The 23733-nt window shown below is 55.6% G+C and carries 28 protein-coding genes; 19 read left to right on the top strand and 9 right to left on the bottom strand.

Annotated elements, in window-relative coordinates; translation table 11 throughout:
• Positions 1-240: 240 nt before the first annotated feature.
• Positions 241-2037, top strand: a complete 1797-nt coding sequence (locus VK738_10345; protein HTD23044.1) for an ATP-binding protein — start codon at positions 241-243, stop codon at positions 2035-2037.
• Here VK738_10345 and VK738_10340 read toward each other — a convergent pair.
• Positions 2034-2462 carry a hypothetical protein gene (locus tag VK738_10340; GenBank protein ID HTD23043.1) on the bottom strand — a complete coding sequence of 143 codons (429 nt, stop codon included), beginning with the start codon at positions 2460-2462 and terminating at the stop codon, positions 2034-2036. The genes VK738_10345 and VK738_10340 overlap by 4 nt on opposite strands.
• A 176-nt stretch (positions 2463-2638) precedes the next feature.
• Between VK738_10340 and VK738_10335 the strand changes: the two genes are divergently transcribed.
• The 6 genes from VK738_10335 (at position 2639) to VK738_10310 (ending at position 7748) form a co-directional block, all read left to right on the top strand.
• Entirely contained in the window at positions 2639-3121 is a 483-nt protein-coding gene (locus tag VK738_10335) for an SgcJ/EcaC family oxidoreductase (protein ID HTD23042.1), read from the top strand.
• A gap of 40 nt (positions 3122-3161) precedes the next feature.
• On the top strand, positions 3162-3767 hold the full coding sequence (locus tag VK738_10330; GenBank protein HTD23041.1) for a YdeI/OmpD-associated family protein: 606 nt from the start codon (positions 3162-3164) through the stop codon (positions 3765-3767).
• A 35-nt stretch (positions 3768-3802) separates the two neighbouring features.
• Entirely contained in the window at positions 3803-4570 is a 768-nt protein-coding gene (locus VK738_10325; protein ID HTD23040.1) for a hypothetical protein, read from the top strand.
• Positions 4571-4607: 37 nt separating this feature from the next.
• Positions 4608-6164, top strand: coding sequence for a glycosyltransferase family 39 protein (locus tag VK738_10320; protein ID HTD23039.1), 1557 nt, complete (start codon positions 4608-4610; stop codon positions 6162-6164).
• Positions 6165-6300: 136 nt separating this feature from the next.
• Complete coding sequence (locus tag VK738_10315; GenBank protein ID HTD23038.1) at positions 6301-7335, top strand: SMP-30/gluconolactonase/LRE family protein; 1035 nt, start codon at positions 6301-6303, stop codon at positions 7333-7335.
• 17 nt (positions 7336-7352) lie between these two features.
• Entirely contained in the window at positions 7353-7748 is a 396-nt protein-coding gene (locus tag VK738_10310; GenBank protein HTD23037.1) for a DUF4383 domain-containing protein, read from the top strand.
• Positions 7749-7809: 61 nt separating this feature from the next.
• On the opposite strand, the gene VK738_10305 is transcribed toward VK738_10310, so the two are convergent.
• The 3 genes from VK738_10305 to VK738_10295 all read right to left on the bottom strand — a co-directional run bounded on the left by VK738_10305 (position 7810) and on the right by VK738_10295 (position 11184).
• Complete coding sequence (locus VK738_10305) at positions 7810-8757, bottom strand: polysaccharide deacetylase family protein (protein HTD23036.1); 948 nt, start codon at positions 8755-8757, stop codon at positions 7810-7812.
• A gap of 190 nt (positions 8758-8947) precedes the next feature.
• Complete coding sequence (locus VK738_10300) at positions 8948-9298, bottom strand: DUF705 domain-containing protein (GenBank protein HTD23035.1); 351 nt, start codon at positions 9296-9298, stop codon at positions 8948-8950.
• A gap of 47 nt (positions 9299-9345) precedes the next feature.
• Complete coding sequence (locus VK738_10295) at positions 9346-11184, bottom strand: DUF885 domain-containing protein (protein HTD23034.1); 1839 nt, start codon at positions 11182-11184, stop codon at positions 9346-9348.
• Between the two features lie 154 nt (positions 11185-11338).
• Here VK738_10295 and VK738_10290 point away from each other — a divergent pair, with 154 nt between their 5' ends.
• The 9 genes from VK738_10290 (at position 11339) to VK738_10250 (ending at position 17646) form a co-directional block, all read left to right on the top strand.
• On the top strand, positions 11339-12412 hold the full coding sequence (locus tag VK738_10290) for a nitronate monooxygenase (GenBank protein HTD23033.1): 1074 nt from the start codon (positions 11339-11341) through the stop codon (positions 12410-12412).
• A gap of 48 nt (positions 12413-12460) precedes the next feature.
• Positions 12461-13027, top strand: a complete 567-nt coding sequence (locus VK738_10285) for an SRPBCC family protein (GenBank protein HTD23032.1) — start codon at positions 12461-12463, stop codon at positions 13025-13027.
• Between the two features lie 168 nt (positions 13028-13195).
• Positions 13196-13600, top strand: a complete 405-nt coding sequence (locus VK738_10280; protein HTD23031.1) for a dihydrofolate reductase family protein — start codon at positions 13196-13198, stop codon at positions 13598-13600.
• Positions 13601-13682: 82 nt separating this feature from the next.
• Positions 13683-14066, top strand: coding sequence for a DoxX-like family protein (locus VK738_10275; protein HTD23030.1), 384 nt, complete (start codon positions 13683-13685; stop codon positions 14064-14066).
• Positions 14047-14970: a DUF3419 family protein gene (locus VK738_10270; GenBank protein HTD23029.1), complete on the top strand. Its 924-nt coding sequence runs from the start codon at positions 14047-14049 to the stop codon at positions 14968-14970. The genes VK738_10275 and VK738_10270 overlap by 20 nt, the downstream gene beginning before the upstream one ends.
• 4 nt (positions 14971-14974) lie before the next feature.
• Complete coding sequence (locus VK738_10265) at positions 14975-15730, top strand: DUF2071 domain-containing protein (GenBank protein HTD23028.1); 756 nt, start codon at positions 14975-14977, stop codon at positions 15728-15730.
• Positions 15727-16515, top strand: a complete 789-nt coding sequence (locus tag VK738_10260) for a methyltransferase domain-containing protein (GenBank protein HTD23027.1) — start codon at positions 15727-15729, stop codon at positions 16513-16515. The genes VK738_10265 and VK738_10260 overlap by 4 nt, the downstream gene beginning before the upstream one ends.
• Positions 16505-16915: a hypothetical protein gene (locus VK738_10255; GenBank protein HTD23026.1), complete on the top strand. Its 411-nt coding sequence runs from the start codon at positions 16505-16507 to the stop codon at positions 16913-16915. Before VK738_10260 ends, VK738_10255 begins: the two co-directional genes overlap by 11 nt.
• 152 nt (positions 16916-17067) lie before the next feature.
• The gene (locus tag VK738_10250) at positions 17068-17646 is read left to right on the top strand and encodes a Maf family protein (GenBank protein ID HTD23025.1); all 579 of its coding nucleotides are present in this window, start codon (positions 17068-17070) and stop codon (positions 17644-17646) included.
• 57 nt (positions 17647-17703) lie between these two features.
• Here the strand turns inward: VK738_10250 and VK738_10245 are convergent, their stop codons facing one another.
• Positions 17704-17907 carry a twin-arginine translocase TatA/TatE family subunit gene (locus VK738_10245; protein HTD23024.1) on the bottom strand — a complete coding sequence of 68 codons (204 nt, stop codon included), beginning with the start codon at positions 17905-17907 and terminating at the stop codon, positions 17704-17706.
• A gap of 109 nt (positions 17908-18016) precedes the next feature.
• Positions 18017-19183 (bottom strand): M20 family metallopeptidase, encoded by a 1167-nt coding sequence (locus tag VK738_10240; GenBank protein ID HTD23023.1) that lies wholly within the window; start codon positions 19181-19183, stop codon positions 18017-18019.
• 67 nt (positions 19184-19250) lie between these two features.
• Here VK738_10240 and fabZ point away from each other — a divergent pair, with 67 nt between their 5' ends.
• A complete protein-coding gene (fabZ, locus tag VK738_10235; GenBank protein ID HTD23022.1) occupies positions 19251-19781 on the top strand; it encodes a 3-hydroxyacyl-ACP dehydratase FabZ in 531 nt (176 codons plus the stop codon).
• The gene (gene lpxA / locus VK738_10230) at positions 19778-20596 is read left to right on the top strand and encodes an acyl-ACP--UDP-N-acetylglucosamine O-acyltransferase (GenBank protein HTD23021.1); all 819 of its coding nucleotides are present in this window, start codon (positions 19778-19780) and stop codon (positions 20594-20596) included. The genes fabZ and lpxA overlap by 4 nt, the downstream gene beginning before the upstream one ends.
• 33 nt (positions 20597-20629) lie before the next feature.
• Here the strand turns inward: lpxA and VK738_10225 are convergent, their stop codons facing one another.
• Positions 20630-21415, bottom strand: a complete 786-nt coding sequence (locus VK738_10225; protein ID HTD23020.1) for an ATP-grasp domain-containing protein — start codon at positions 21413-21415, stop codon at positions 20630-20632.
• 76 nt (positions 21416-21491) lie between these two features.
• Here VK738_10225 and lpxI point away from each other — a divergent pair, with 76 nt between their 5' ends.
• Entirely contained in the window at positions 21492-22346 is an 855-nt protein-coding gene (gene lpxI, locus VK738_10220) for a UDP-2,3-diacylglucosamine diphosphatase LpxI (protein HTD23019.1), read from the top strand.
• Positions 22347-22427: 81 nt separating this feature from the next.
• On the opposite strand, the gene VK738_10215 is transcribed toward lpxI, so the two are convergent.
• A complete protein-coding gene (locus VK738_10215) occupies positions 22428-23036 on the bottom strand; it encodes a superoxide dismutase (protein ID HTD23018.1) in 609 nt (202 codons plus the stop codon).
• A gap of 214 nt (positions 23037-23250) precedes the next feature.
• Positions 23251-23733: hypothetical protein (locus tag VK738_10210; protein HTD23017.1), on the bottom strand; the 483-nt coding region annotated here is incomplete at its 5' end.

The raw sequence follows: 23733 nt of genomic DNA, 5'->3' as shown, positions 1-23733 counted from the left end.
TTCAAGAGAGGTTAGACAATGACTGTCAGAGGCGCTCCGTAGATACGAGAAATTTTATCAGAGTGCCGTATTTCATAACAGCCAGAGGCGGGTTTCATAAATGGTTCCTCAAGCCCAGTAGACGTGGCAAACGTGTATATAATGTTCGGCTTAGAGTCACTGATCTATATTGAAGTACGTGGTCTAGCCTGACCACTCCAGAGATGTTCCGGCCACTTTGTCGGTGAAGCGGAATGCGAAATGCCCGACCGGTCCCATCGCGTGGAGTTGACGCGGTCCTTATTCCTGGCCGCCATCACCGTAGCTGTGCTGATGGCCGGTTATGAAGCACTCAAACAACTTCTCTTTCCTCACATCACAATCTGGCAGTCGCATGCGGCAACCATTTGCTTCACCACGGTCCTGGCGACTTTAACGGCATACTTCATCGGAAAAAGACTGATTGGGCTGAACCAGAAATTGCGGGAGGACATCAACAAGCGCGAGTGGATGAGCAAAGCCCTGGAACAATCGGAAGCGCGCTATCGTTCGCTTTTCGAGCGCAACAAAGCGGGCGTATTTCGCAGTGTGCCCGGAGGAGGCTTCATTGACTGCAACGACGCTTTTGCCCAGATGTTTGGTTATGAACGCGAAGAGCTTCTCAAGCTGCCGCCTCACGTGCTCTACGTGGGCGGCAAGGAGGAGCGCGATTCGCGGATCGTAGAGTTTCGCAAAACCGGGCAAATGAAAGATTTTGAGATCTGTTACCGGCACAAAAATGGCGGCCTGGTGTGGGCGATTCAAAACGTGGCGCTGGCCAAGGATGAAGAGGGCAACGACGTCACCGAGGGCACGGTTGTGGACATCACCGAGCGGCACCGGTTGGAAGAGATGCTGCGCCAGTCGCAAAAGATGGAAGCCGTGGGCAGGCTGGCCGGCGGCATCGCGCACGACTTCAACAATCTGCTCACGGTGATCATGGGATACGGCGGGTCGCTGCGCGACCGGCTCAAGCACGACGATGAGGCCCGCGAACAAGCCAAGCGAATTGCGCAAGCAGCGGACAAAGCCGCCGCTCTCACGCGGCAGTTGCTGGCCTTCAGCCGCATGCAACTGCTCGAGGCCAGGGTCATCAACCTTAACAACCTGGTGGTGAACCTGGAGAAGATGCTGCACCGGCTGATTGGAGAAGACATAGAGCTGATCACCAGGACAACTCTGGGACTGAGGCGGGTGAAGGCCGATCCGGGACAAATCGAGCAAGTGGTGATGAACCTTGTGGTCAATGCTCGTGACGCCATGCCCGAGGGCGGCACGATGACGCTGGAAACTGCGAATGTTGACCTGGACGAAAACTACGCAGCGACACACGCGGGCGTGATCCCCGGAGCTTATGTCATGCTGGCCGTGAGCGATACCGGCACGGGCATGTCGGCTGAAACGCAAGCGCAGATTTTCGATCCCTTCTTTACGACCAAAGAGATGGGCAGAGGCACCGGCCTGGGACTCTCAACTGTCTATGGCATCGTGAAACAAAGCGAAGGCCACATATGGGTCTACAGCGAAGTAGGCCACGGGAGCACCTTCAAGATCTATCTGCCGCAGACGCATGAGGCGGATGAGCCTGCGTCTGGGGAGCATCCGGTGGTTTCCACCACCCGGGGCAGCGAGACGGTCTTGCTGGTGGAAGACGACATCCAAGTGCGGGACCTGACGCGTACCATCCTGACCGCTTGCGGCTATGTGGTGCTGGCTCCGGCGGATGCGCAGACGGCGCTGGCCATGGTGGAACAGCATGCAATGCAGATTCGCTTGCTGCTCACGGATGTCATTATGCCAGGAATTAACGGCCGTGAACTGGCCCGCCAGTTGGTCGGCCGCAACCCGGAGATCAAAGTCTTGTACATGTCGGGCTACACGGAAAACACAATCGGCCAGCACGGGGTTCTTGAACCTGGCACTTACTTCCTGCAAAAACCGTTCACTCCCCCGGCGCTTACAAACAAGGTACGGGAGATACTCGATAATCACGGGAAAGCGAATTGCGGCCCTTTTTAGGGATTCTTTGACGGCAAGAGACATTTGCCAGAAGGACTCGGATCCATGTGCCAATATCCTGCTGATCTCCAGATCGTGACCAGGTTGACTCCAAGCCGGTCGAAGCGGAGCTTCCAGGAATCCACCTGCCTGGAATCATAAAATACACGAACCACATAGGTCTTATGCAGGTCGAGGTTGCTGACAACAATCCTGCCCGGTTGTTGATCGAAGAATATTTTGCCGGAGTCGCCCACGGTCAGATAGACACGCTTGAGTTCGTCATTCTGAATGATCTTGGGAGCATAAATGCCAAGGCAAACCGAGCCTTTATCTGTGCGGTTTGACTGGTCTTCGGCCAGCGCGGTGGATGGAAGAATCGCAGTGTAAGCCGTAAACAGAAGAACAGCATTCACGAGAACAAGCCTGGGAACATTTGCCGGCATGAACAAGAATTGTAGAACGCGGCAACGGCATCGCAAAGCTATGAATCGCTTTCATGTTTGAGCTTGCCTCGGCTTCCGTCAACGACGACAATATTCCCACTCTTGGGACAAAGGACTAACGCAATGCGGCCATTTTCTAAATCAAGAAAGAAATTTCCACTCCTGGAGGTCTGGTCGTGCTTTTAGCCTGTTCACTCTCAATCACGGTCCTGCTGCCACTCATTCTCATCGGCACTCCTGGTCTGGCTGCTCAGGAGAAGCAAGCGCAAAAAGAGATCGAAGCTTTCAACCAGAAATTCCGAGCGGCCATCCTCAAAATGGATAACGCCGCAGTTATCTCCCTATGGGCGGAAGATGGCACCACCCTGCTGCCTGGCATGGCGCCTCTGACAGGAAGATCGAACATTGCGAAGTGGCTCGACGAGGTTACGGCAAAGATGCCGGGCTACCGCGTTACCCGGCCGGATAACGATTTTCACGATATCCAAATCTCGGGAGATTGGGCATCCGAGTGGGGGACAACAATTCAAGTGGCCCAGCCTCCAGGAGACAAAGAACCTATCGAGATCTACGGCAAGATCCTGCTGGTGCTGCATAAAGAAAAAGACGGGGAGTGGAGAATCAAGCAAGAGATGTGGAACGCAAGCCCGCATTCGTGAGAATATTCTGCACCCGACATTTTGCATACCAGGAGCCGCCATGGGAACAAAAGACAAGCGCATTGATACATACATCGCAAAATCGGCAGGGTTCGCGCAGCCTATCCTTCGCGAGCTGCGCGAGATTGTTCACGAAGGCTGTCCGGAGATCGAAGAGACCCTGAAGTGGCGCTCACCTACGTTTATGTACAAGGGCATTCTCTGCGGTATGGCTGCCTTCAAGGAGCATTGTGCCTTCGGGTTCTGGAAGGGCAGCCTGGTGGTTGACGGAAAAAATAACAATGTGGATGCCATGGGCCAGTTTGGGCGTGTTACATCCATGAAGGACCTGCCACCGAGGCGCGCACTGCTGGCCTACGTCAAGCGCGCCAGGCAACTGAATGATGAAGGCGTGAAGGTGCCCTGGAGGTCAAAGCCGAACGGCGAAAAGAAAGATTTGAAGGTCCCGGGTTATTTCACGACTGCCCTGAAGAAAAACAAAAAGGCGCTGGCTAACTTCGCGGCGTTCTCTTACAGCAAGAAAAAAGATTACGTCGAGTGGCTCAGCGAAGCCAAGACCGATGAGACGCGTGAACGCCGGTTGCAGACCTCGGTGGAGTGGATAGCAGAAGGAAAGTCGCGGAATTGGAAGTATGAGAAGTGTTAGGCGGTTGGTCAAGTTCTCTCTTCTACAATCATTCCATGGACCACCATACGGTTGCGGCTATCAGTATTACCGGCACCACTCTTGATGTGCTGGGAAGTCTCTATCTTGCTTACGACTTGTTGGGCGGCCAGCACGGTCCTTTGCGGCTGCTCACCCGGGCGGTAACGTATTCCATCATCTTCGGAATCGGTTACGGTATTGGCCTGGGATTTTTCTACGGTATTGGTTTAGGATTTTTCTTTGGACTGGCCTCCGGGATTGCCACCGGCATCACCATAGCGATTGAACTCAATCGGGCCGCTCGCGGCCGGGACCACTATCCACTGCCCTGGGAAGCCTTGTTCAGCGCCATACGCGGCTTTGGGTTCGGCCTGGGACTTTACAGAATTGTGGGCCTTCGGTTCGCGATCGCGTTTGGCACGCTTATCACCATCGGACAAGTATTTGCTTATTCTCGCGGCATGCGTCCTGCAATGGATTACGAAGCGGCCCGCCGGCCGCGGCTCACGCCTCGTCAGTTCTGGGGAACCATCGTGCGAACGGTCGGCTACATTGCAACCGCACTCATTTGCAGCACTCTGGTTCGCCACATTGATCATCCATGGGCATTCGCGATTCAGGTAGGATTGGTAACGGGCCTGGTCACGGGCACCGGCATCATGGTCAATCCCTTTATCGAGTACTACGCTGACAGCCTGCCGGAGCGGCGCATGGGCGCCTTTGGAATAGGATTGATCCTCTGCGGCTTCACATTGCAATCTCTTCAGTACTGGGTGGCATTGTTCGATATCCGTCTGACCTAGGCGGGCGAGAATAGCCGCTCATGTAATATTGATATCCATGAATCCGCAAATCGGCATAGGCCTCAGTGCTGATTCTCCCCTTCCAGTCCCTTCTGCCTCGCGACGGTCTATTTGGTCGAGCGATGTCGCCATTCTGATTTACCTCGCAGCGGCCACGGTCATGGCGCATATGCTGACCGGCGGGCGCTACGGATTTCATCGCGACGAACTGGCCACGCTCGACGATGCGCGTCACCTTGCCTGGGGGTACGTGGCCTATCCGCCGGTAACTCCGTTCTTTGGCCGCTTGTCGTTGCTGTTTTTTGGAACATCACTAGCTGGGTTTCGTTTCTTTGCTGCCCTGGCGCAGGCAGTGGCGGTGGTGCTCACCGGGTTGATGGCGCGCGAGCTATGTGGAAGGCGAGGAGCGCAGCTCGTTGCCGCATTTGCGGCGGTTGCGTTTTGCCTGGGTGGCGGCGTACTGATGCAGTATGTCTCATTCGACTACTTATGCTGGGTGCTGGCTGCCTATTTTGTCGTTCGCTTGCTCGCGAATGACGACCCGCGCTGGTGGGTTGCCATTGGAAGTGCGATCGGGCTGGGAATGATGACGAAGTACACCATGGGCTTCTTCGTCATCGGCATCGTTGCCGGAGTGCTGCTGACGGATGCGCGCCGGTATCTAAAAAGCAAATGGCTCTGGTATGGCGTTGCCGCGTCGCTGGTAATCTTTTTGCCCAATCTTATCTGGCAGGCGCAGCACCATTTTATATCGCTGGATTTTTTGAAGCATATTCACGAGCGTGACGTGCGCATTGGACGGACGAAAGACTTTCTTCCTGATCAGTTGGAGTTGACGCTCTTCGCCTTTCCGCTTTGTGTGGCCGGGCTTTACTTCTACTTTTTCTCGCAAAAGGGCAGACGCTTTCGCATGCTGGGCTGGATGTATGTGGTTCCTCTGCTGTTGTTCGTGATCGCCAAGGGGCGCGGTTATTACCTGGCGGCGGCTTATCCCATGCTCTATGCCGCGGGCAGCGTGTGGGGCGACGAGTGGCTGGCTTCGTTGCGACGCGGCTGGGCTGGTGCAATACGGGCGCTGGCATGGACAGCGCTGGCAACCAATATTGTAGTCTTCGCGGCTGTGGCCTTGCCGATCGCTCCGGTCAACTCCAGATGGTGGAAGGCTGCAATCAAGACCAATGGCGATTTCCCCGAGGAGATCGGCTGGCCAGAGCTAGTGGAGACGGTCGCCAAGATCCGCGATTCATTGCCGGCAGCAGATCGAGCGCACATGGGAATCCTGGCAGGAAATTATGGAGAGGCCGGCGCCATCAACCTTTACGGTGCGAGCTATGGCTTGCCGCAGGCGATCAGCGGCATCAACTCATTCTGGCAACGCGGCTACGGTAATCCCGCGCCGGAGACGCTGATTGTGGTGGGCCTGTCGCGCCGTTACCTGGACCGTAACTTCTCGGCGTGCGAACTCGCTGGCCATGTCACGAACCCCTACGGCGTGGAGAACGAAGAGACGAAAGATCATCCAGACATCTACGTCTGTCACGGGCTGCGCCAGAGCTGGCCTGATTTCTGGAAGCAGTTTCAATATTACGGATAAACGCCGGTTTTGCCAGCATTGCAACGGGGGTAGGCCCGCAAGATTGAATGATTCCTCATTCATTTCAGTTGGATGAGTGCAGCAGGAATTTCAAAACGGGAATTGGTTTCACGGTACAATGTCGCGCATGACCCTCATGCGACGGGCTATCTTAGCCCTGATACTCACTGCTGCCGCCACTGCGGCGCTCGCGCAGGAGATATTGAAACTCAGCCCCGCCTTCGATGACATCGTTCCGCCCAACGCAAAGCTTGAGCGGGTGGCTACCGGCTTCAACAAGTGGACAGAGGGTCCGGTCTGGACACGCGACAACAGTCTGCTTTTTGCTGAAATTCCGGCGAACAACATCATTAGGTTGGTTCCGGGGCAGAGCCCAACGGTTTTCATGCATCCCAGCGGATACAAAGGTACTGAACCCTATAAAGGCCCGGAGCCCGGTTCGAATGGCATGACGCTCGATTCGAACGGCCGTGTCACCGTCGCGGGGCACGCCGGACGGACGGTGTGGCGGCTGGAATCGCTCGATCCCAAGGCTCAGGTCACAGTGCTGGCTGACTCGTATCAGGGGAAGAAGCTCAATAGCCCCAACGATCTTGTATATAAATCGGATGGCTCGCTGTACTTCACCGATCCTCCGTACGGGTTGCCGACGCAGGGAGATAGCGACCCAGAAAAGGAATTGCAAGTCAACGGTGTGTACCGCATCCCAGGGGCGCGACAGCAGAAGCCGGGCGCTCCGCCGGAGCGGGAAAAGTTGCAGCTTATCATCAGCGATCTCGCCAGACCTAACGGCATAGCGTTTTCACCGGACGAGAAATTTTTGTACATAGCCGAGTCAGGCAAGAAACTCTGGATGCGCTATTCGGTGCAACCAGACGGATCGGTCAAAGATGGGGAGGTCTTCCTCTTCACCTCTTCCGACAAATCAGCCGGCGAGAACGCGCCCGGCGGACCGGATGGCATTCGCGTGGACAAGAAAGGAAACCTTTACGGCTCGGGGCCGGGCGGCGTCTGGATCATTTCCCCGGATGGGGACCACCTGGGGACCATCAAAGTGCCCGAAAGGGTCGCCAACATAGCGTGGGGCGACAAGGACGACAAGACGCTCTACATCACCGCCAGCACGAGCATCTATAGCATCAAGTTGAAGATTGCCGGCGTAAGGAACTGAATCGCTCTCGAGCTTCGATGGCTGCGGACAAAGAGAAAAAAACGCGAACCATGCTGGCCAAGATCTATGTTGTGTTGAGCGGAGCTATCCTGTTCGTGGTGGGTGTGGTCGGCTTCTTTCGTCATGAGATGTTCAATCTCGCATTTCCTCCAGCGCATAACGTATTTCACCTGGCCAGCGGCGTAATCGCACTCTGGGCTGGCCTGGGAAAAAGCGCCCAGGGCGTGCGATTATTTGGCCTGATCTTTGGAGCGATCTACATCCTGGTCGCCATCGCAGGCTTCGCCGGTCTGAAAGACCTTGGTCCAATGCAACTGGGATTGAACTCGCATTACAACGTTATTCACCTTGGGGTTGGGCTGTTGAGTCTGGCAGCGGGGATTGCCAGCGGAAAAACGAGCGGGGCGCAGTAGAGCTGTAAATTCCTTTGAGCAATCAATAACTGAAAATCAATTGTTCTGGCCTGGTATCTGCCTAGTTATGGGAAGCCGTACTTGGCTCACGACAGAGAAACTCGAGTTCCTTGAATGGCTTCTCTTTATGCGGCGGCACCTGGAGGTGCTTGGCCTGCATCATCTGTTCCAGCAGGGACTTCCCCATCTTCAATCCAAGATCAGGATCGCTCTCATACGCAGGGTCGCTCTCTGCCTGCTGCAGAGTAACGAGTTTGAATCCGCGCTGCTTCAAAAGATCAATCAATTGCGGCAGCATGACCGCATCAAATGCGCCGACGTGAAGCAGCAGAACGTGCTTGATCTCCCTTCCATAGACCAGCTTTGCCATCTCTTGGCCGAGGCTGATGTACTCCGCGGCTGTGCTGAGATAACTGGCCTTTAATTGCTCGATGGCCTTCGCATCTTTTTTCGCCGCGCAGCGCGCATAGGGAGCGTTCCAGGCGTAGTCTGAAAAATCCACCGTCACCTCGGCGACGCGATACCCGTGGTCCGTGAGGAAGGAGCGTAGGGCGCGTCTTTTTTTCAGCGTCTCGCCCTCAGTGAGATAGGGATAACGAAACCATCGCCAATCCTCGCCCTGCATCATGCATTGCAGCAACGGTTCGTTGACTTGTATGTCATGCTCAAAGGCTTCCACGCTGTTGGCATTGAGGTCCATGTGCGAATAAGAGTGATTGCCCAGAGGGAGCCCGGCCGCCCTCCAAAGCTTCAATACTTCTACGTCCTCAGGGGCTTGTTGCAGTTTTTCGGCATTCATGAATCCGTAACTCTTCGGCGCATGCGCGTCTTCCAGCGCCTTGATGATCTGTTTGGCAACATCTTCCCGGGTCACGCCTGGCGGCAACTGGGCGTGCGCCGGTAGATCATCGAATGTCAGCGCGATCTCTTGTCCAAACGAAGAGGCAACTGCGACGAAAAGACACAGAAGCAGACAGAAAAGAGCGGGCTTCCAAATTATCAATCTCAAAGATGGCTTCATAGCGCTGGAAGGATACTAAGAAACTATCCGCTGGGTCGAGTGTTTCTACTGGTTCTGCATTTAAAATCCATGGCCCTGCCGGACTAGGCCTGGCGAGCAATGACCCTGTGGTCGGAATTTAGCCCAAGCTGTGTGAACAATGGCTGCGCGGGGATTCTAACAGCTGTATCTTGCTTGGCTATTTTGGTGCTTTTGACAGGAGAACAGAATAGTCATCCGCAGTTTTCGACGCAGCCTCCATGGGATGAACGTGGATCAGTCTCCGCCACTCGCTTGGCGCCTGGTCATCAATGAGGATGTTTGGCTTCGGCAAGAATCCGAGGAAGCAGTCCTCTAATCCCAACTCCTGGGCTGAATTGCGCGCGTACTCGGCTCCGCCTGAACTCCAGGCGTACAGCACAACGCCACTCTGAAAGAGTTCCCGCACGTGAGCAATAACCCTAGTCATGGGAATGCGCTTCGATCCGGCGGAGCGCACGAGTGTGTCGTCCACATCTACGTAGGCTACGATTTTAGTCGAGAAGGTCATGTTCTCCGATCAGATTAGCAACGGCGTAACGTGCAAGAAGCCGCCGGTCACTTTGTCATAGGCAGCAAAATCTTCTCCAGCAACGGCACAGGCAGCGGTCCCTGGTCCAGGGCCTGGTTGTGGAATTCCATTAAGTTAAAATCTTTCCCCTTTTGGGCTTCGTACTTCTTACGCAAAGTCCACCACTCGTTGATGCCCACGTAATACGTCGGCAACTGGGTTGAGGTCAGCTTGGCGCGCTGCAGCTTGCCCTCGGCCTCGGCGCGGGTCTGGAAGGCGGAGTTCATCATCAGATCAAGGGCTTCGTCGTCGCTCATGTTCATGGTGTGCATGCGAACATCGAGAATCGCATTGGCCAGCACGCGCAGGCGGATCTTCTTCATGCTGAGAACGAAGCGCGGGTCGTGGCCGAGGAAACCCTCTTCCATTATGACTTGGGCGATGTACTCCGCCCATCCTTCGATATAAGCGCCGTTGCCCAAAACCGCACGCAGCAGACGGCGTTCTTTGGGCTCGACACTGTTGGCGTGTTCGAACTGGATGTAGTGTCCGGGCAGGGCTTCGTGGATGCTGAGCCACTTCAGCACCCAGTTGTTGTACTCGCGGAGCTTGGATTCGGCGCGCTCTTCAAGCATCTTGGGATCAATAGGTGTGACCCAGTACTCCGCCTCGGCCTCGGGCTCGAGCGGCGGCGCGGCGTGGAAGCCCGCAACCGAATAGGTGCCGCGCATGAAGACCGGGGTCGGAATCACTTTGAGGTTCTCGCGGTCGCTGAGCGCAACGATCCTCTTTTCGCGGATGAACTGAATGATGCCGTCAAGATCTTGCTTCACGTGATCAATGAGCTGGTCGCGTTGTACGTGGTCATCGGCGATCTTGGTCAAGACCTCGCCGATGATCTTGTTCTCGCGGTCGCGCGTGGAGAGATCGGCATGATCGCTATGATCGGGATACATTTGCGCATGCAGAGGCAGCGCGATCTGCAGCATCTGCGCGCGCACGTTTTTAAGTTCGGCTTCGGCGCTGGTCAACACCTGCTCCGGAGTGATATCGGTTTCCATGACGTACTTGAACTTGGCGTCATAGAATTCCTTGCCCAGCCGCCAACTGCGTGGATTAGGACGCTTGCCTAAATCCTGCTGTAACCACTGGGAAAAATCTTCCAGAGCGGCAACCGCAAGCGGCACCAGCTTTGCATACCTGATCTTGAGCTTGCCGGCCTGATCACCCGAGAGCTGGGCAACCTGTTCCTTAATATCGCTCTGAATCAGATCAATGTTGCCCTCGTTTTCCTCCACGGCAACTTTCACATAAATGGGGTCGGAATCCACAAGCATAGCTTTGGCTTGCTCCAGCAAGCGCGGAATCTGCTCCATGCGCGAAAACACATGGCCCAGACGAACTTCTGTAGACGCGTAGTTCTGTGTCAGCGGCAGAAAGAGTGCGTTTCCAATCGTTTCGACGTAGAGGGTAGGATCGTGCTGGAAGCGGCGGATCTGGTCCAGATCCAGCAGGCTCTGCCCAATCTGGTCGTCGATAAGCTGCCAGTCGGCGGCGTCCTGCAGTGACGCCCGGGTGCGCTTGCAGCCTTGCCAGGCGGAATAAAATTTTCGCTGGCGTTCGATGGCGACCGGGCTGTAATCATCAAGCTGAGCGTCGAGCTCAATGGTTTCTCCGGTGACGGCGTCGGTGTGCTTGTGATATCCCGCCTGGGAGGCGCCGACGGGAAAAAGCGCCAGCGACTCGCGCATGAAATCATCGGTTCGGCAGGAGACAGCTTGCGGGGGATTGCCGGTTTTTGATTGTCCTTTGCCGGCCGTCTTCTTTGAGTTCGTTTGGGCAGCAGCAACCATACAGAAGACCGCAATCACGAAAAGCAACTTCATTCTAAGCTCCTGAAATGCAAGGAAGAGTATAAATGGGCTTCGCTGGTTTCGAAATTGGGGCCGCAACCAAACTCAATGAGAATTAATCCTCCTATACTACTGTTGTAGCCGTGGTGATTGCCTTCTGCGTCGCCATCGAAAGCGAGGGAAGCGAATGGGAATTAGTACAGCTTTGACCAAGCAACTGCGGTTGACGCATCCCATCATTCAGGCGCCGCTTGCGGGCGGCGGGGACACACCCGATCTGGTTGCGGCAGTATGCAATGCCGGAGCGCTGGGCTTTATTGGGGCGGCATACCTGACACCAGAGCAGATCATTGACCGAGGACGCGCAGTTCGTGAGCAAACCGCGCAGAGATTTGGCATTAATCTGTTCGCGCCCTGGCCGGTTCCGCAGGTCCCAAAACAAACCCAAGCTGCGCTCGAGCGTGTAGCGCCCTTCTTCGCAGAGTTGGGCTTACCAGCTCCCTCCATGCCCGAATCTGTTGGCAGTTCATTCCCAAAACAACTGGATGCCGCCATCGAAACTGGCGCTTCCGTCTTTAGCTTCACCTTCGGTACACTTCCTGCGAACGCAATGGAAGCAATCAAGCGGTGCGGGCTGTTCGTAGTGGGCACGGCAACAACAGTCGCTGAAGCGGCCTTGCTGGAAAGCGCGGGTGTTGATGCGGTGGTAGCACAAGGCAGCGAAGCCGGAGGCCACCGTGGAACATTTGCCGGGGACTTTAACTCGGGCATGGTGGGAACCATAGCGCTGGTTCCGCAGATTGTGGATGCTCTGAAAATACCGGTCATTGCTTCGGGCGGCATTATGGATGGCCGCGGCATTGCCGCGGCCCTGGCGCTTGGCTCGAGTGCAGTGCAAATGGGAACCGCCTTTCTCACCTGCAAGGAGGCGGGTGTGCCGGAAGCCTACAAAGAAGCGATCCTTAACGCACACGAAGACGAGACACGTATAACACGCGCCTTTTCAGGCCGGCCGGCGAGAGGCATTGTGAATCGTTTCATGACAGCGGTTGAACCCGATGGCAACTTGGCGGCCATTCTTCCATTCCCAATTCAGAACGCGCTGACCCGGCCGCTTCGGACCGCAGCCGCCCAGCAAGGCCGGGCGGAGTTTCTCTCGCTCTGGGCTGGACAAGGCGTCCGCCTGGCGCGGCGCCAATCAGCCGCCGATCTTGTTGCAAGGCTTGTGAATGAGACTGAAGCGGCCATAGCCCGGTTGTGAATTTACGTTGCTCCTGTTGTAATGAATACGAAAAAATGGGAGGCGAGGATGACTGAGAACATGATGAATGAGAAAAGCAATTTGAGCCTACTGGCTTTCGCCAGTGCATCCACACGACGGCAAATGATTGCCGGCAGCATCGTTGCGCTGGGAGGCCTGGCAACGGGCTCCACCGTGGTCTGGGCTGAGCCGCAGAAGACCATGGAGGAAATGCCATCTTCAGGCGACAAGTCTATCGCGCTGCATCACGAAGTTGATTTTAAGGCGACCCCCGCGCGCATCTATGAAGCGCTGCTCGACAGCAAGCAGTTCAGCGCGTTCTCGGGCGCGCCGGCCGAGATCAACCGCGAGGCCGGCGGCGCCTTCTCGTTGTTCGGCGGCCAGATCCTGGGACGAAACGTCGAACTGGTGCCCAACCAGCGAATCGTTCAGGCATGGCGCTCGGCGGGTTGGGATCAAGGGGTATACTCGATTGCCAAGTTTGAACTGAAGGCGCAGGGCCCAGCGACCCACCTTATCTTCGACCACAGGGGCTTCCCCGAAGGCAAAAAAGAACACCTCGAAGAAGGATGGAGAGAACATTATTGGGAGAGGCTGCAGAAATACCTGGGATAGCCACCGGACCGTGTAATTCGTTAAAATTCCCCGCGTGCGCAAAGTTGTCCTTGGCGTCGGCATCAGCCTCGATGGATACATCGCCCGTCCAAATGGCGAAGTTGATTTTCTCTTTATGCCCAAGGACTACTCGATGGCCCATTCTTCGCGACGATTGATACCGCCATCATGGGCCGCAAGACCTACGACGTTGCCCGCAAAATGGGTGGCGGATCGTTCCGGAGTCCCATCAAGAGCTACGTCTTTTCTCATTCCCAGCCACCGGGCGAACGTGATGGCGTTATGTTCACCAACCAATCCCCCACCGAGTTAGTCGGTGAACTTCGCAAGCGCGCCGGCAAGAACATCTGGCTCATGGGCGGCGGTGAACTTGCCCGCGGCTTCCTTAAAGCCGACCTGGTGGATGAGCTCTACTTGGGCGTTGTTCCTGTGTTGCTGGGCGAAGGCATCCCGCTCTTTTCAGCCGGATTCCCACAACGGGATTTCTCACTGATCGAGAACAAGAGCTACTCCAAAGGCCTGATCGCGGTCAAGTACGACCGCGTCCGTTCAAAAACCAAACAAAAATCTTGAACACCATTTGAACTGAACAGTATTTGAACAGCATCAGCAGCATACTTCCTTCGGGAATATCACGGTTATAATCAAGCCATCTGTGAACACTCTTCGATTAATCCGCATTCCCATCGCACTGGTGTGGATTTATCAGGGATTATGGTGCAAAGTGCTGGGCTTTGTGCCGCACCAAGGGGCGATTGTACAGTCTGTTCCATTTTGGGATGCAACCACTGCGCACCGTTTTCTTATCGCCCTGGGCGTGACAGAGTGCGGGCTGGCACTATGGGTCTTGAGCGGATGGCAGGCGCGATGGGCAGCGTTCGCACAGATTTTGCTGCTGGTGAGCATGAATGGCGGCGGCTTCGTTTGGGGACGCAGGTTCATTCCAGATCCGGCTGGCATGGTGATTCAAAACCTGGCGTTCATCACGCTGATTGTGATTGCAACAGGAGAGGTCCGAATTGGACGAGAAGCGAGATAACGCGGCTTCGACTCCATGGCGCACGGGCCGCTTCGACAGCGGCGCACGCAAAGCACAATTGCTGTTCGGGCAAATGTATGAAGACCCGAGTGTTGAAGTCCAAATTTTCGGAGCCGCGCTGAAGAAGCGTATTTTCTGCATCGCTTCCGCTGGTTGCATGGCCATCGCCCTGGCGGCTGCAGGCCACAACGTCACTGCGGTTGACATCAATCCTGCACAAATTGCCTATGTACGGGCCCGGCTTGAAGGGGGCGGCATCCAGGAAGGCGCGGCCGACCGCTTGCTGGCGCGCGGACGAAAGCTGTTTTGGCTGTTGGGCTGGCGCAACTCGTTACTACGACAATTTCTCGCGATGGAAGATTTACAAGAGCAATCTGCCTTCTGGAAGTCGCAGCTTGATACGGTGCGGTGGAGGATTACGGTTGACCAGTTGCTTCATCCCCGGCTATTACAAGCCGTTTATACGGCGCCTTTCGTCCGCGCCCTGCCGCCAAACTTTGGCAGCAAGATCCGGGCCCGGATGGAGCGCTGCTGGAAGGCGTATCCTAATCGCTCTAATCCATACGCATGGCGATTGTTGCTTGGGACTTCCGCTGAAACTTCGGTAAAGGCAATCAACTTTGAGAATCCGATTGAGCTGATCTGTAGCGATGCCGCCAGCTTTCTGGAATCGTGCGCGCCTGGGACGTTTGATGGATTTTCGCTTTCCAATATCCTGGATGGCGCGCCAGTCGACTATCGCACCCGGCTGCTCAGAAGTGTGAGCAAGGCAGGCACGGTGGATTCCATCATGGTATTGAGAAGCTTCTCCGAGCCCAGCAATGAAGACGAATTGAGCTGGGCGGCGCGTGACAAATCCATGTTGTGGGGCGCGGTAACCGCCGCGAAGACGCACTCGGTGTAAAACCATGCTGCATGTTTTGAAGAGACATCCGCTGCCCGTAAAGGCGTTCTTCCGCCATTCGCTGGTCCTCACCTACGCGTTTCCCCAGGAGCTGCTGCGGCCGCTGCTGCCTCCAGGATTGGTTCTCGACACCTACAAAGATTTTGGGTTCCTGGCGATTGCCATGGTGCAGACGGAAAATCTGCGCCCGGCGATGGTGCCGAAAATCCTGGGGCAGAATTTCTTCCTCTCGGGATACCGCATCTTCACCCGCCTGGACACTGCGTCAAATTCCATACGAGGATTGAGAATCCTGCGCTCCGACACGGATAAAAAGCTGATGGTAATCTCGGGAAATCTGCTGACCCATTACGCCTATCAGTATTGCCAGGTTTCATTTCAGGAAAGCTCAGGCGAGCTGCGAGTGAAGATCACAACTCCCCACGCGCGGGCCGATCTGGAGGTCAGCGCCGATATCGCGCACAAACCCGCCCCGCTGCCCGAGGGGACGCCCTTTGAAAATGAAAAAGAGGCAAGAAAGTTTGCCGGGCCACTGCCCTATACATTCGATTACGAGAAAGAAACCGGCTCGATCATCATGATCCGCGGGGTGCGGGAGAACTGGCACCCGCAGCCGGTGCGGGTCAACGTAAGCAGGTGCAGCTTCTTCGATCAAGAACCGTTTTGCCGGGCAACTCCCATACTGGCCAATGCCTTTCATCTGCAAAATGTGCCTTACCGTTGGGAGCGCGGAGTCCGCACCGTGATCAAAGCACAATGACCAACCCAACCCAACCCGCAAAGACGACGCGCGCACGCGGTAAATACGATGGGCTGCTGGAAATTATTAATTACAATCGCGGGTTTTATGTTCTCACGCTGCTAGGAGTTATAGCCGGAGTTGTAATTGCAACACTGTTACCAAAAATGCTGGCGCTGCTTCTGGGAGGGGCAATTGCAGTGGCCGCCGGGTGGATCGTGGTCTCGCTGCTGGTCTCACACTACGTTTATGACCGATCGGGGTTATACGATTTGCGCTGGATGCGCGACCGGCTATCACGAGCACCGCGCAATTGGGTGAACATCCATAGCGGCCTCGATCAAACCAGCGAGATATTGCAGTCTGTATTTCCGGATGGCAACGGACGGATACTAGACATCTACGACCCGAAGGAGATGACCGAGCCCTCAATTGCCAGGGCGCGCGAGGTTTCTTCGCACGGGCCGAAGGCAGTGCAGGCGGATTTTCGGAAGCTGCCACTGGCAGATTCGTCTTGCGATGCCGTATTTCTAATTTTCGCGGCACATGAGATACGCCAGCGCACATCGCGCGCAGAATTCTTCCGGGAAGTAGCACGGGTGCTAAACAGGGACGGTACTGTGATCTTGATTGAGCATTTACGTGACGTGGCAAATTTTCTGGCATTTGGTCTAGGATTTCTTCACTTCCAATCGCGCCGGGAGTGGCTGTATGCTGCCACTTCCGCAAATTTTCGATTGCAGGAAGAAATGACGGTCACTCCGTTTGTGCATGTGTTTATTCTGGTCCACGAACATGTCTCTTGAGCTTCATCTGAAAATCGTTGGGGTGCTGCTGATCATCCTCGGCGTCGCGCATGGAACTTTTGGCAAGCGCTTTGAGTGGAAAACAGACTTGGCCAAGCTATCTCTCTTGAACCGCCAGATATTTATTGTCCACTGCTTCTTTATCGCTCTCACCCTGGTGTTGATGGGATGCATCTCTCTGTTCTACACACAGGCATTGCTCCAACCCGCACCTCTCAGCCGGGTTGTGCTGGCCGCCGCAGTTGTGTTTTGGGTTTGCAGATGGTTCATCCAGTTTTTTGTTTATGACTCGGCGCTGTGGCGGGGCAACAAATTCAATACCTCAATGCATATATTGTTTTCATTGTTCTGGACGTACGTGGTGCTGACGTACTTCTTCGCCGCAAAACACGTTTGGTAGGTAATGCTTACCGCGGATTTCACGGATCACGCGGATTTAAGAACTCACCGCCGAGGACGTCGAGGTGCGCGGAGGACTTTCTGAATCAGAGTAAGTCTACACCTGTTAACACAGCGGGGACAGATTGCACCTGATATAAAGTTATAGTCCCGATGAGTTCACCGACATCACCACTAGTTTTGGCTTCGGCTTCACCACGGCGCAGTGAGCTTTTGCGTAATGCGGGAATCGCGTTTACAGTCCAACCTGCGCACGTGGATGAGCGCATGCTTGCCGGCGAAGCACCCGAGGAATATGCCAGGCGCCTGGCGCGGGAGAAAGCGCAGGCAGTGTCTCAGCAGAGGCCTGGGGAAACAGTTTTAGGCGCGGATACGATTGTAGTGGTGGATTCGGAGGTACTGGAAAAGCCGCGCGATCAGGCCGATGCGGCGCGCATGTTGCGGCTGCTCTCGGGGCGATCGCATCGGGTGATTACCGGAGTATGCGTGATCAAGGCAGTTTCAAGTATTGAAGATGTGCGTGCTGCAACGACCGAAGTATGGATGCGTGATCTGAGCGAAGAGGAGATCCAGGAATACGTGGCCAGCGGCGAACCTATGGATAAGGCCGGGGCATATGCGATCCAGGGAATCGCTTCGCGCTGGATCTGGAAAATTGTGGGTTGTTACTTCAACGTGGTAGGGTTACCGGTGCCGTTGGTCTACCGGATGTTGCAGGAACGTAGTGAATAAACCAGGCGTGTGAAGTGCCGAGGTAATTTCGCTGTAGAAGCGTAACATGCTACGTCTTTACGACTGCTTCTTTTCTTCCGTATTCGTACTCGCACCCGCATTCGTATTCGGTTGTTCGCCTTCGCGCATTCCTTTCTTGAAATTGCGAATTCCGTCTCCCAACCCCTTACCGATATCCGCCAACTTGCCTGGACCGAATATCAAGAGTGCAATTATCAGTACCACGATAAGATGCATCGGTTGCATAAGACCTTCAAACATACTTCTCCTCCGCATGGGCCGCCAAAAGTGTGTCTCTTCTGAACACACTACGCCACTAGACCGTATTGTAACACCGCCTCAACTACAAATATGGCGGGAAAACGAGCGTTCAAGCCGAGGTGATCAACCCGGCCAGCAGCGCGGCCCGGCGCGGCAGCTCACGAATGAGTACAGACTCGTTGAGCGCATGCGGTCCCTCGCCCACGGCCCCGAGTCCGTCGAGCGTAGGAATGCCGAGGGCGGCGGTAAAGTTGCCGTCGGAGCCGCCGCCGGTGGAAGCCTCACGCAGCTTCCATCCCATTTCTTGCGCCAGCTTGCGAGCGGTCGAAAACCAGGCGGCGATTTCCGGGCTGCGTTCCATGGGCGGTCGGTTGATCCCTCCGCTGACATGCAGTTTCGAGCGGCGATTGCGCGGCTTCAAACTGCGGAATTTTTTTTCAATCAACCTGGCGTCGGCCAGCTTCTGGATGCGCACATCCACCTCGACCTCAGCCTTTGCCGCGACCACGTTGCTGCGGGTGCCGCCACGAACCACTCCGGGATTCACGGTAAGCCCACGCTCTAGGTCAGTGAACTTCTCAATAATGCTGATCTGGTGGGCCAGTTCGGTGATGGCGCTGACCCCGGCGCGAAAATCCACGCCGGAATGCGAGGCCTTCCCCGTGACCTTGACCGTGTAATCCCCCACACCTTTGCGCGCCGTCTTGAGCGCTCCTTCAAGTCCCTGCGAGGGCTCCAGCACGAAAACCGCGCGCGCGTTCCTGGCCACGGACTCGGTAAGCGTTCTTGACGACAAGCTCCCAACCTCTTCATCGCTCACCAGCAGTACCTCGACATTGCCCGGAGGAGCGCCGTGCACATCGCGAAGTGCGCGCAGGGCAAAAATCATTTGCACGATGCCGGCCTTCATATCGAGCACTCCCGGCCCCCAAACGCGCCCATCGCTGACGCGGCAGGGCATGGATTTGAGTGTGCCCAAATTCCACACGGTATCCATATGTCCTATTAAGAGGACGGAGGGATTGTCGTTGCCTGCAGTCTTGAAGCTGGCCTGAAGATGGTCGCCGAATTGGGACTGTTTATGGAAGTTGACTTGGGCGCCGATACGGGTGAATTCATCGGCCAGCGCCTGACCCAGCATGTCCACAGCTTTCTTGTCATAGGAGGGGGACTCGATTTCCACCAGCCTTTGGGCTAACGCGACCATGTCGTGCTCGCGCGGTTCGATGCGGGCGAGCAGCTCACGCACGCCTGATACTTTTTTTGCTGTGGGCATTGTTTCCCAGTAGCCTACCAGAAGGGGCCGCGAGATAAGTTATAATTTTGGCCTCGGATCTATTTCAATGGACGAGACACCCAACTCGATTGCTACCGCAGAAGCTGCGTCCACGGAGGCTGCGTCTTCTGAGGCTCCCGCTCCGATCACGCTGGATATCCTGCAGATCATGCAGATCATTCCGCATCGCTACCCCTTCCTGCTGCTGGACCGCATCATCGAATTGCGCCGCCGGGAACGCATTGTGGCCATTAAGAATGTCACCATCAACGAGCCATTTTTTCAGGGGCACTTCCCGGGATATCCCATTATGCCCGGCGTGCTGGTGATCGAGGCTATGGCCCAGGCCGGCGCCCTGCTGTTGCTCACCGAAATTGAAGACCGCGCAAACAAGATCATGGTCTTCACCGGAATCGAGCGCGCCAAATTCCGCAAGCCGGTCACGCCCGGCGACCAGTTGCGCATCGAGGTAGATGTTCTGGCCTTCCGCCGGACCGCAGGCAAGATCAGTTGTGGCGCCTACGTAGGCGACAAGCGCGCCTGCGAGGCCGTGCTCACCTGCCAGGTTGTGGATAAGCCGGCTTCCGAGGGTCAATGAGCCGTTCTTCTCCCAGCGCAGTAAGAGAAGAGCGAGCTGCGCAGATTCATCCCAGTGCAATTATTGATCGCAGCGCGAAGGTCCCGGCCTCATGCCGCATTGGCCCGTTCTGCGTGATCGGACCTGATGTGGAGCTGGGAGAGGATTGCGAACTCATCTCGCATGTCACGGTGCACGGCCCCAGCAAGATCGGCGCGCACAACCGCATCTTCCCGTTTGCCTCCATCGGCTTCGAACCCCAGGACCTGAAATACAAAGGCGAAAAAACGCGGCTGGAGATCGGCGATCACAACGTCATCCGCGAATATGTGACCATGAACCGTGGAACTGTGGGCGGCGGCGGTGTGACACGTCTGGGCAGCCATTGCCTGTTTATGGCCTACTGCCATGTTGCGCACGATTGTGTGGTCGGCGACCACGTGATCATGGCCAACGCCGCCACGCTGGCTGGACACGCAACGATAGAAGACTACGCCACGGTAGGCGCATTTTCGGCGGTGCATCAGTTCACGCGCGTGGGCGCGCACGCCTACATCGGCGGCGGGACCATCATCACCCGTGACGTTCTGCCCTTTTCCAAAACCTCAGCCGCGCGTGAAGCCAAGGCCTACGGCGTAAATTCCATCGGCCTGGAGCGCCGTGGCTTCAGCAAAGAACGCATCGTCCAAATCCAACGCGCCTATCGCGTGCTGCTCAATTCCAAACTCAATACTTCACAAGCACTGGAGAAACTTCGCGCTGAAGGCAAGCAGGGAGAAGACGTGGCCATGCTGCTGCGCTTTATCGAGACTTCAGAGCGAGGAACGATTAAGTAGCAACTCCAGGCTCCATAGTAGAGACGTAGCTTGCTACGTCTCTGCCCAGATCTCAGCAAAACGTCTGGCTTCCCAGCCTACTAGATCCGAGACCTGACCATCTCCGAGCTCAACAACGCGAAGTACGCCGTCGGCCCTAAGAGCAACATCAATTGAGAAAAACGGGCTTTGGATACGGCGGGCGCATTCAACAACCAGTTCAGGGACAGGCCCTGAGGCGGCATACGGTTTGCCATTAATAACGAAATAGCGCCTCTCCGACTCTGGAACAAAGTTTTCAAAGCGGCGAACGCAAACTCCTCCCTCGATAATGCCGCGATACTTTTGCATTTCGGCAAGAACCACGGTGATCTCTTCCGGCTTGGAAACAACTGCGCCAACCGAGGTCTTCAGCGATTTGACATAGTCCTTAATGAAAAACTTTTCCCAGTCGAGAGCTTTTAGCTCGTGGGCGAGATCGGCGTCGACAGCGAAAATTTTGGTTTCGGCTGTGAACTCAGCAACAAGCGGGTACCAGTTGGGAAGATAGTGGCACGCAAGATAAGTTTCCAAAGAAGTGATCGGATTTGCCTGGCAAGAGCGGATAAACGAAAAGAGCTTCTCATACTCCGATGGCGTAAGCATCCAGCCACGGTATACCACCGTTGCATCGCTGGGTAATGCACCTCGAACCTTACCGTTTCCTTCTGCGAGTTCTTCTAACGAGACAAGTGATACGGCAGAACCCAATTTGCGCAGCTCGCCGATCTGCTCTTTGAATGGTTCATCGGGTTGTCTTGGCTCGACTGGATCTGAAGGGTAGAGAAAGTGTACAAGCATCTCGCGAACTCATTTCGTAGAATGTATTCTAATTGTCCTCACTCCTTTGAGCTGAGAGCTTGGAGCTAACCATAGAGTGTCCACTCGCCCCAAACTAGGTCTGATTGCCGGCAACGGCAAATTCCCTCTGCTGATTCTTGACGCCGCTAACGCCCAGGGACACGACGTCATCGTTGCCGCCATCAAGGAAGAAACTTTTCCCGAGATTGAGCAGCGCGGCGCCGCGGCGGTGCATTGGTTATCGCTGGGCGAGCTCTCGAAGCTGATTGAAACCTTCCAGCGCGAGGGCGTGACCCGGGCCATCATGGCGGGGCAGGTAAAACACAAGCAGATCTTCAGCAGCATTCGTCCCGACTGGCGGCTGGCCAAGCTGCTGCTCTCGCTCGGCACGCGCAATACCGATTCTCTGATCGGCGCTGTGGCCAAAGTCCTGGCGGATGAGGGCATCACTCTGCTCAAATCCACCGACTTTCTTGAGCCACTTCTCGCCAAAGCTGGCGTGCTTACACGCCGCGCGCCCGATGAAAAAGAACGCGCCAACATCGAGTATGGCCGCAAAGCGGCGCGTCACCTGGCGCAGTATGACATTGGCCAGACAGTGGTGATTGCCGAAACGGCCTGCGTTGCCGTCGAAGCCATGGAAGGCACCGATGCAACCATCGCGCGCGCAGGTGAGATCATGCGCAGCTTGCGCGATGATTCAAGCAGCGCGGAAACTACTCTGAGCCGCGCGCTCACCGTGGTAAAAGTGGCCAAGCCCAATCAGGATATGCGCTTCGATGTGCCGGTGATCGGAGTGAAGACCATTGAGATCATGAAGCAGGCAGGAGCGATCTGCCTGGCGGTCGACGCCGGAAAATGCCTGCTGCTCGATGGAGAGGCAACCATCAAGGCCGCAGATGCGACCGGGATTACGATCGTTGCGGATTAATAAGGCAAGTTTAACCACAAAGGAACACGAAGGTTTGCTTTCTTCCTTCGTGTTCCTTTGTGTCCTTTGTGGTTAAGCTTTTTATTTCTTCTCGAAGCGCTTCTGCACTTCTTTCCAGTTCACTACGTTCCACCAGGCTTTGAGGTAATCGCCGCGTACGTTCTTGTACTTCAGGTAGTAGGCGTGCTCCCAGACGTCGTTTCCCATAATGGGATAATTCCCGTCCATCATGGGGTTATCCTGATTGGCGGTGCTGGTAATCTCCAGCTTCCCGGCGGCCGTGCGGATAAGCCACGCCCATCCGCTGCCGAAGCGCTTCAGGCCGGCATCATTGAATTTGGTCTGGAAGTCGGCAAAGCTGCCGAAGGCCTGCTTGATGCCGTCGGCCAGCGGGCCCGAAGGCTCCCCGCCCGCGTTCGGCGCCATGATAAGCCAGAACATGCTGTGGTTCACGTGGCCGCCGCCATTGTTGCGCACCGCGGTGCGGATATCTTCCGGTACGGCATTCAAATTCTTAATGAGGTCTTCGGCGCTCTTGCTGGCCAGATCGGGGTGCTTTTCCAGCGCAGCATTCAGGTTGGTGACGTAAGCACCGTGGTGCTTGTCGTGATGAGTTTGCATGGTCAGCGCGTCAATATGGGGTTCCAGCGCGCTGAAGTCATACGGTAGAGGGGGTACTTGGTGAGCCATTTTCTTGCTCCTCCTGGGTATGAATAGAATTTTTTGCAACTGATACTGAAACTCTCTAGCCTACGCGATTTGATGAAGTTATGCCAGCGAGGATGCAAGCCCTCATCGGTTGGATCATCCTATTTGTGGAAGCGAATCGAGGGGCCGGGTGTTGTATCTGCAACAAAAGAAAAAGGCACGTCCAAGCCGTGCCTTCGTCTGAAGCAATTGAGCTTTAGTGCGAGGAGCTGATCGGGAAAAAAGTCGCCGTACTGAAAGCATCAGCCACGCTGCCGCCTGAATCCGTCAGGGCCACTTGCACTGTAAACACGCCCTTCTTCTTGTAGGTGTGCGAACCGATTACGTTAAAGACGTTCGGGTTAGCACTTACCTGCACGATCTTGCAGTTGATGGAAGCCAGCGTGCAGTTGTTGTCCGGCGCGCTCCCATCTCCCCAATTGATGGTCGCGGTGTAATGCGATCCGGTTTCGGCCAAATCGGCATCGGTGAAGGTCGCTACCACAACCGGGATATTGCCGCGGAAGATGTGGATAATCCTGTTCTGCGGTGTGATGAAGGCATCGGCGGTGACGGTGATGGGGTTAGTTGCTGTGATGCTGCTGGTAACTGTATCTTTCGCGGTGATGCTTTGCGCTCCGGCGGTTTGCAGCTTGAAAGCATTGGTAAACATCTTCTGTCCGTTATCTCCCGCCAGGAA

This window comes from Terriglobales bacterium (assembly GCA_035487355.1).
GTDB lineage: Bacteria > Acidobacteriota > Terriglobia > Terriglobales > Acidobacteriaceae > QIAW01.
The sequence above is the reverse complement of the archived record's forward strand: the minus strand, read 5'-3'. Positions and strand labels throughout refer to the sequence as shown.

Excerpts from the sequence above, each read along its gene's own strand:
- VK738_10345 (HTD23044.1), top strand. The coding sequence starts at position 241 with ATGCCCGACCGGTCCCATCGCGTGGAGTTGACGCGGTCCTTATTCCTG.
- VK738_10340 (HTD23043.1), bottom strand. The coding sequence starts at position 2,462 with ATGCCGGCAAATGTTCCCAGGCTTGTTCTCGTGAATGCTGTTCTTCTG.
- VK738_10330 (HTD23041.1), top strand. The coding sequence starts at position 3,162 with ATGGGAACAAAAGACAAGCGCATTGATACATACATCGCAAAATCGGCA.
- VK738_10325 (HTD23040.1), top strand. The coding sequence starts at position 3,803 with ATGGACCACCATACGGTTGCGGCTATCAGTATTACCGGCACCACTCTT.
- VK738_10320 (HTD23039.1), top strand. The coding sequence starts at position 4,608 with ATGAATCCGCAAATCGGCATAGGCCTCAGTGCTGATTCTCCCCTTCCA.
- VK738_10315 (HTD23038.1), top strand. The coding sequence starts at position 6,301 with ATGCGACGGGCTATCTTAGCCCTGATACTCACTGCTGCCGCCACTGCG.
- VK738_10310 (HTD23037.1), top strand. The coding sequence starts at position 7,353 with ATGGCTGCGGACAAAGAGAAAAAAACGCGAACCATGCTGGCCAAGATC.
- VK738_10300 (HTD23035.1), bottom strand. The coding sequence starts at position 9,298 with ATGACCTTCTCGACTAAAATCGTAGCCTACGTAGATGTGGACGACACA.
- VK738_10295 (HTD23034.1), bottom strand. The coding sequence starts at position 11,184 with ATGAAGTTGCTTTTCGTGATTGCGGTCTTCTGTATGGTTGCTGCTGCC.
- VK738_10290 (HTD23033.1), top strand. The coding sequence starts at position 11,339 with ATGGGAATTAGTACAGCTTTGACCAAGCAACTGCGGTTGACGCATCCC.
- VK738_10285 (HTD23032.1), top strand. The coding sequence starts at position 12,461 with ATGACTGAGAACATGATGAATGAGAAAAGCAATTTGAGCCTACTGGCT.
- VK738_10280 (HTD23031.1), top strand. The coding sequence starts at position 13,196 with ATGGGCCGCAAGACCTACGACGTTGCCCGCAAAATGGGTGGCGGATCG.
- VK738_10265 (HTD23028.1), top strand. The coding sequence starts at position 14,975 with ATGCTGCATGTTTTGAAGAGACATCCGCTGCCCGTAAAGGCGTTCTTC.
- VK738_10260 (HTD23027.1), top strand. The coding sequence starts at position 15,727 with ATGACCAACCCAACCCAACCCGCAAAGACGACGCGCGCACGCGGTAAA.
- VK738_10255 (HTD23026.1), top strand. The coding sequence starts at position 16,505 with ATGTCTCTTGAGCTTCATCTGAAAATCGTTGGGGTGCTGCTGATCATC.
- VK738_10250 (HTD23025.1), top strand. The coding sequence starts at position 17,068 with ATGAGTTCACCGACATCACCACTAGTTTTGGCTTCGGCTTCACCACGG.
- VK738_10245 (HTD23024.1), bottom strand. The coding sequence starts at position 17,907 with ATGTTTGAAGGTCTTATGCAACCGATGCATCTTATCGTGGTACTGATA.
- VK738_10240 (HTD23023.1), bottom strand. The coding sequence starts at position 19,183 with ATGCCCACAGCAAAAAAAGTATCAGGCGTGCGTGAGCTGCTCGCCCGC.
- fabZ (HTD23022.1), top strand. The coding sequence starts at position 19,251 with ATGGACGAGACACCCAACTCGATTGCTACCGCAGAAGCTGCGTCCACG.
- lpxA (HTD23021.1), top strand. The coding sequence starts at position 19,778 with ATGAGCCGTTCTTCTCCCAGCGCAGTAAGAGAAGAGCGAGCTGCGCAG.
- VK738_10225 (HTD23020.1), bottom strand. The coding sequence starts at position 21,415 with ATGCTTGTACACTTTCTCTACCCTTCAGATCCAGTCGAGCCAAGACAA.
- VK738_10215 (HTD23018.1), bottom strand. The coding sequence starts at position 23,036 with ATGGCTCACCAAGTACCCCCTCTACCGTATGACTTCAGCGCGCTGGAA.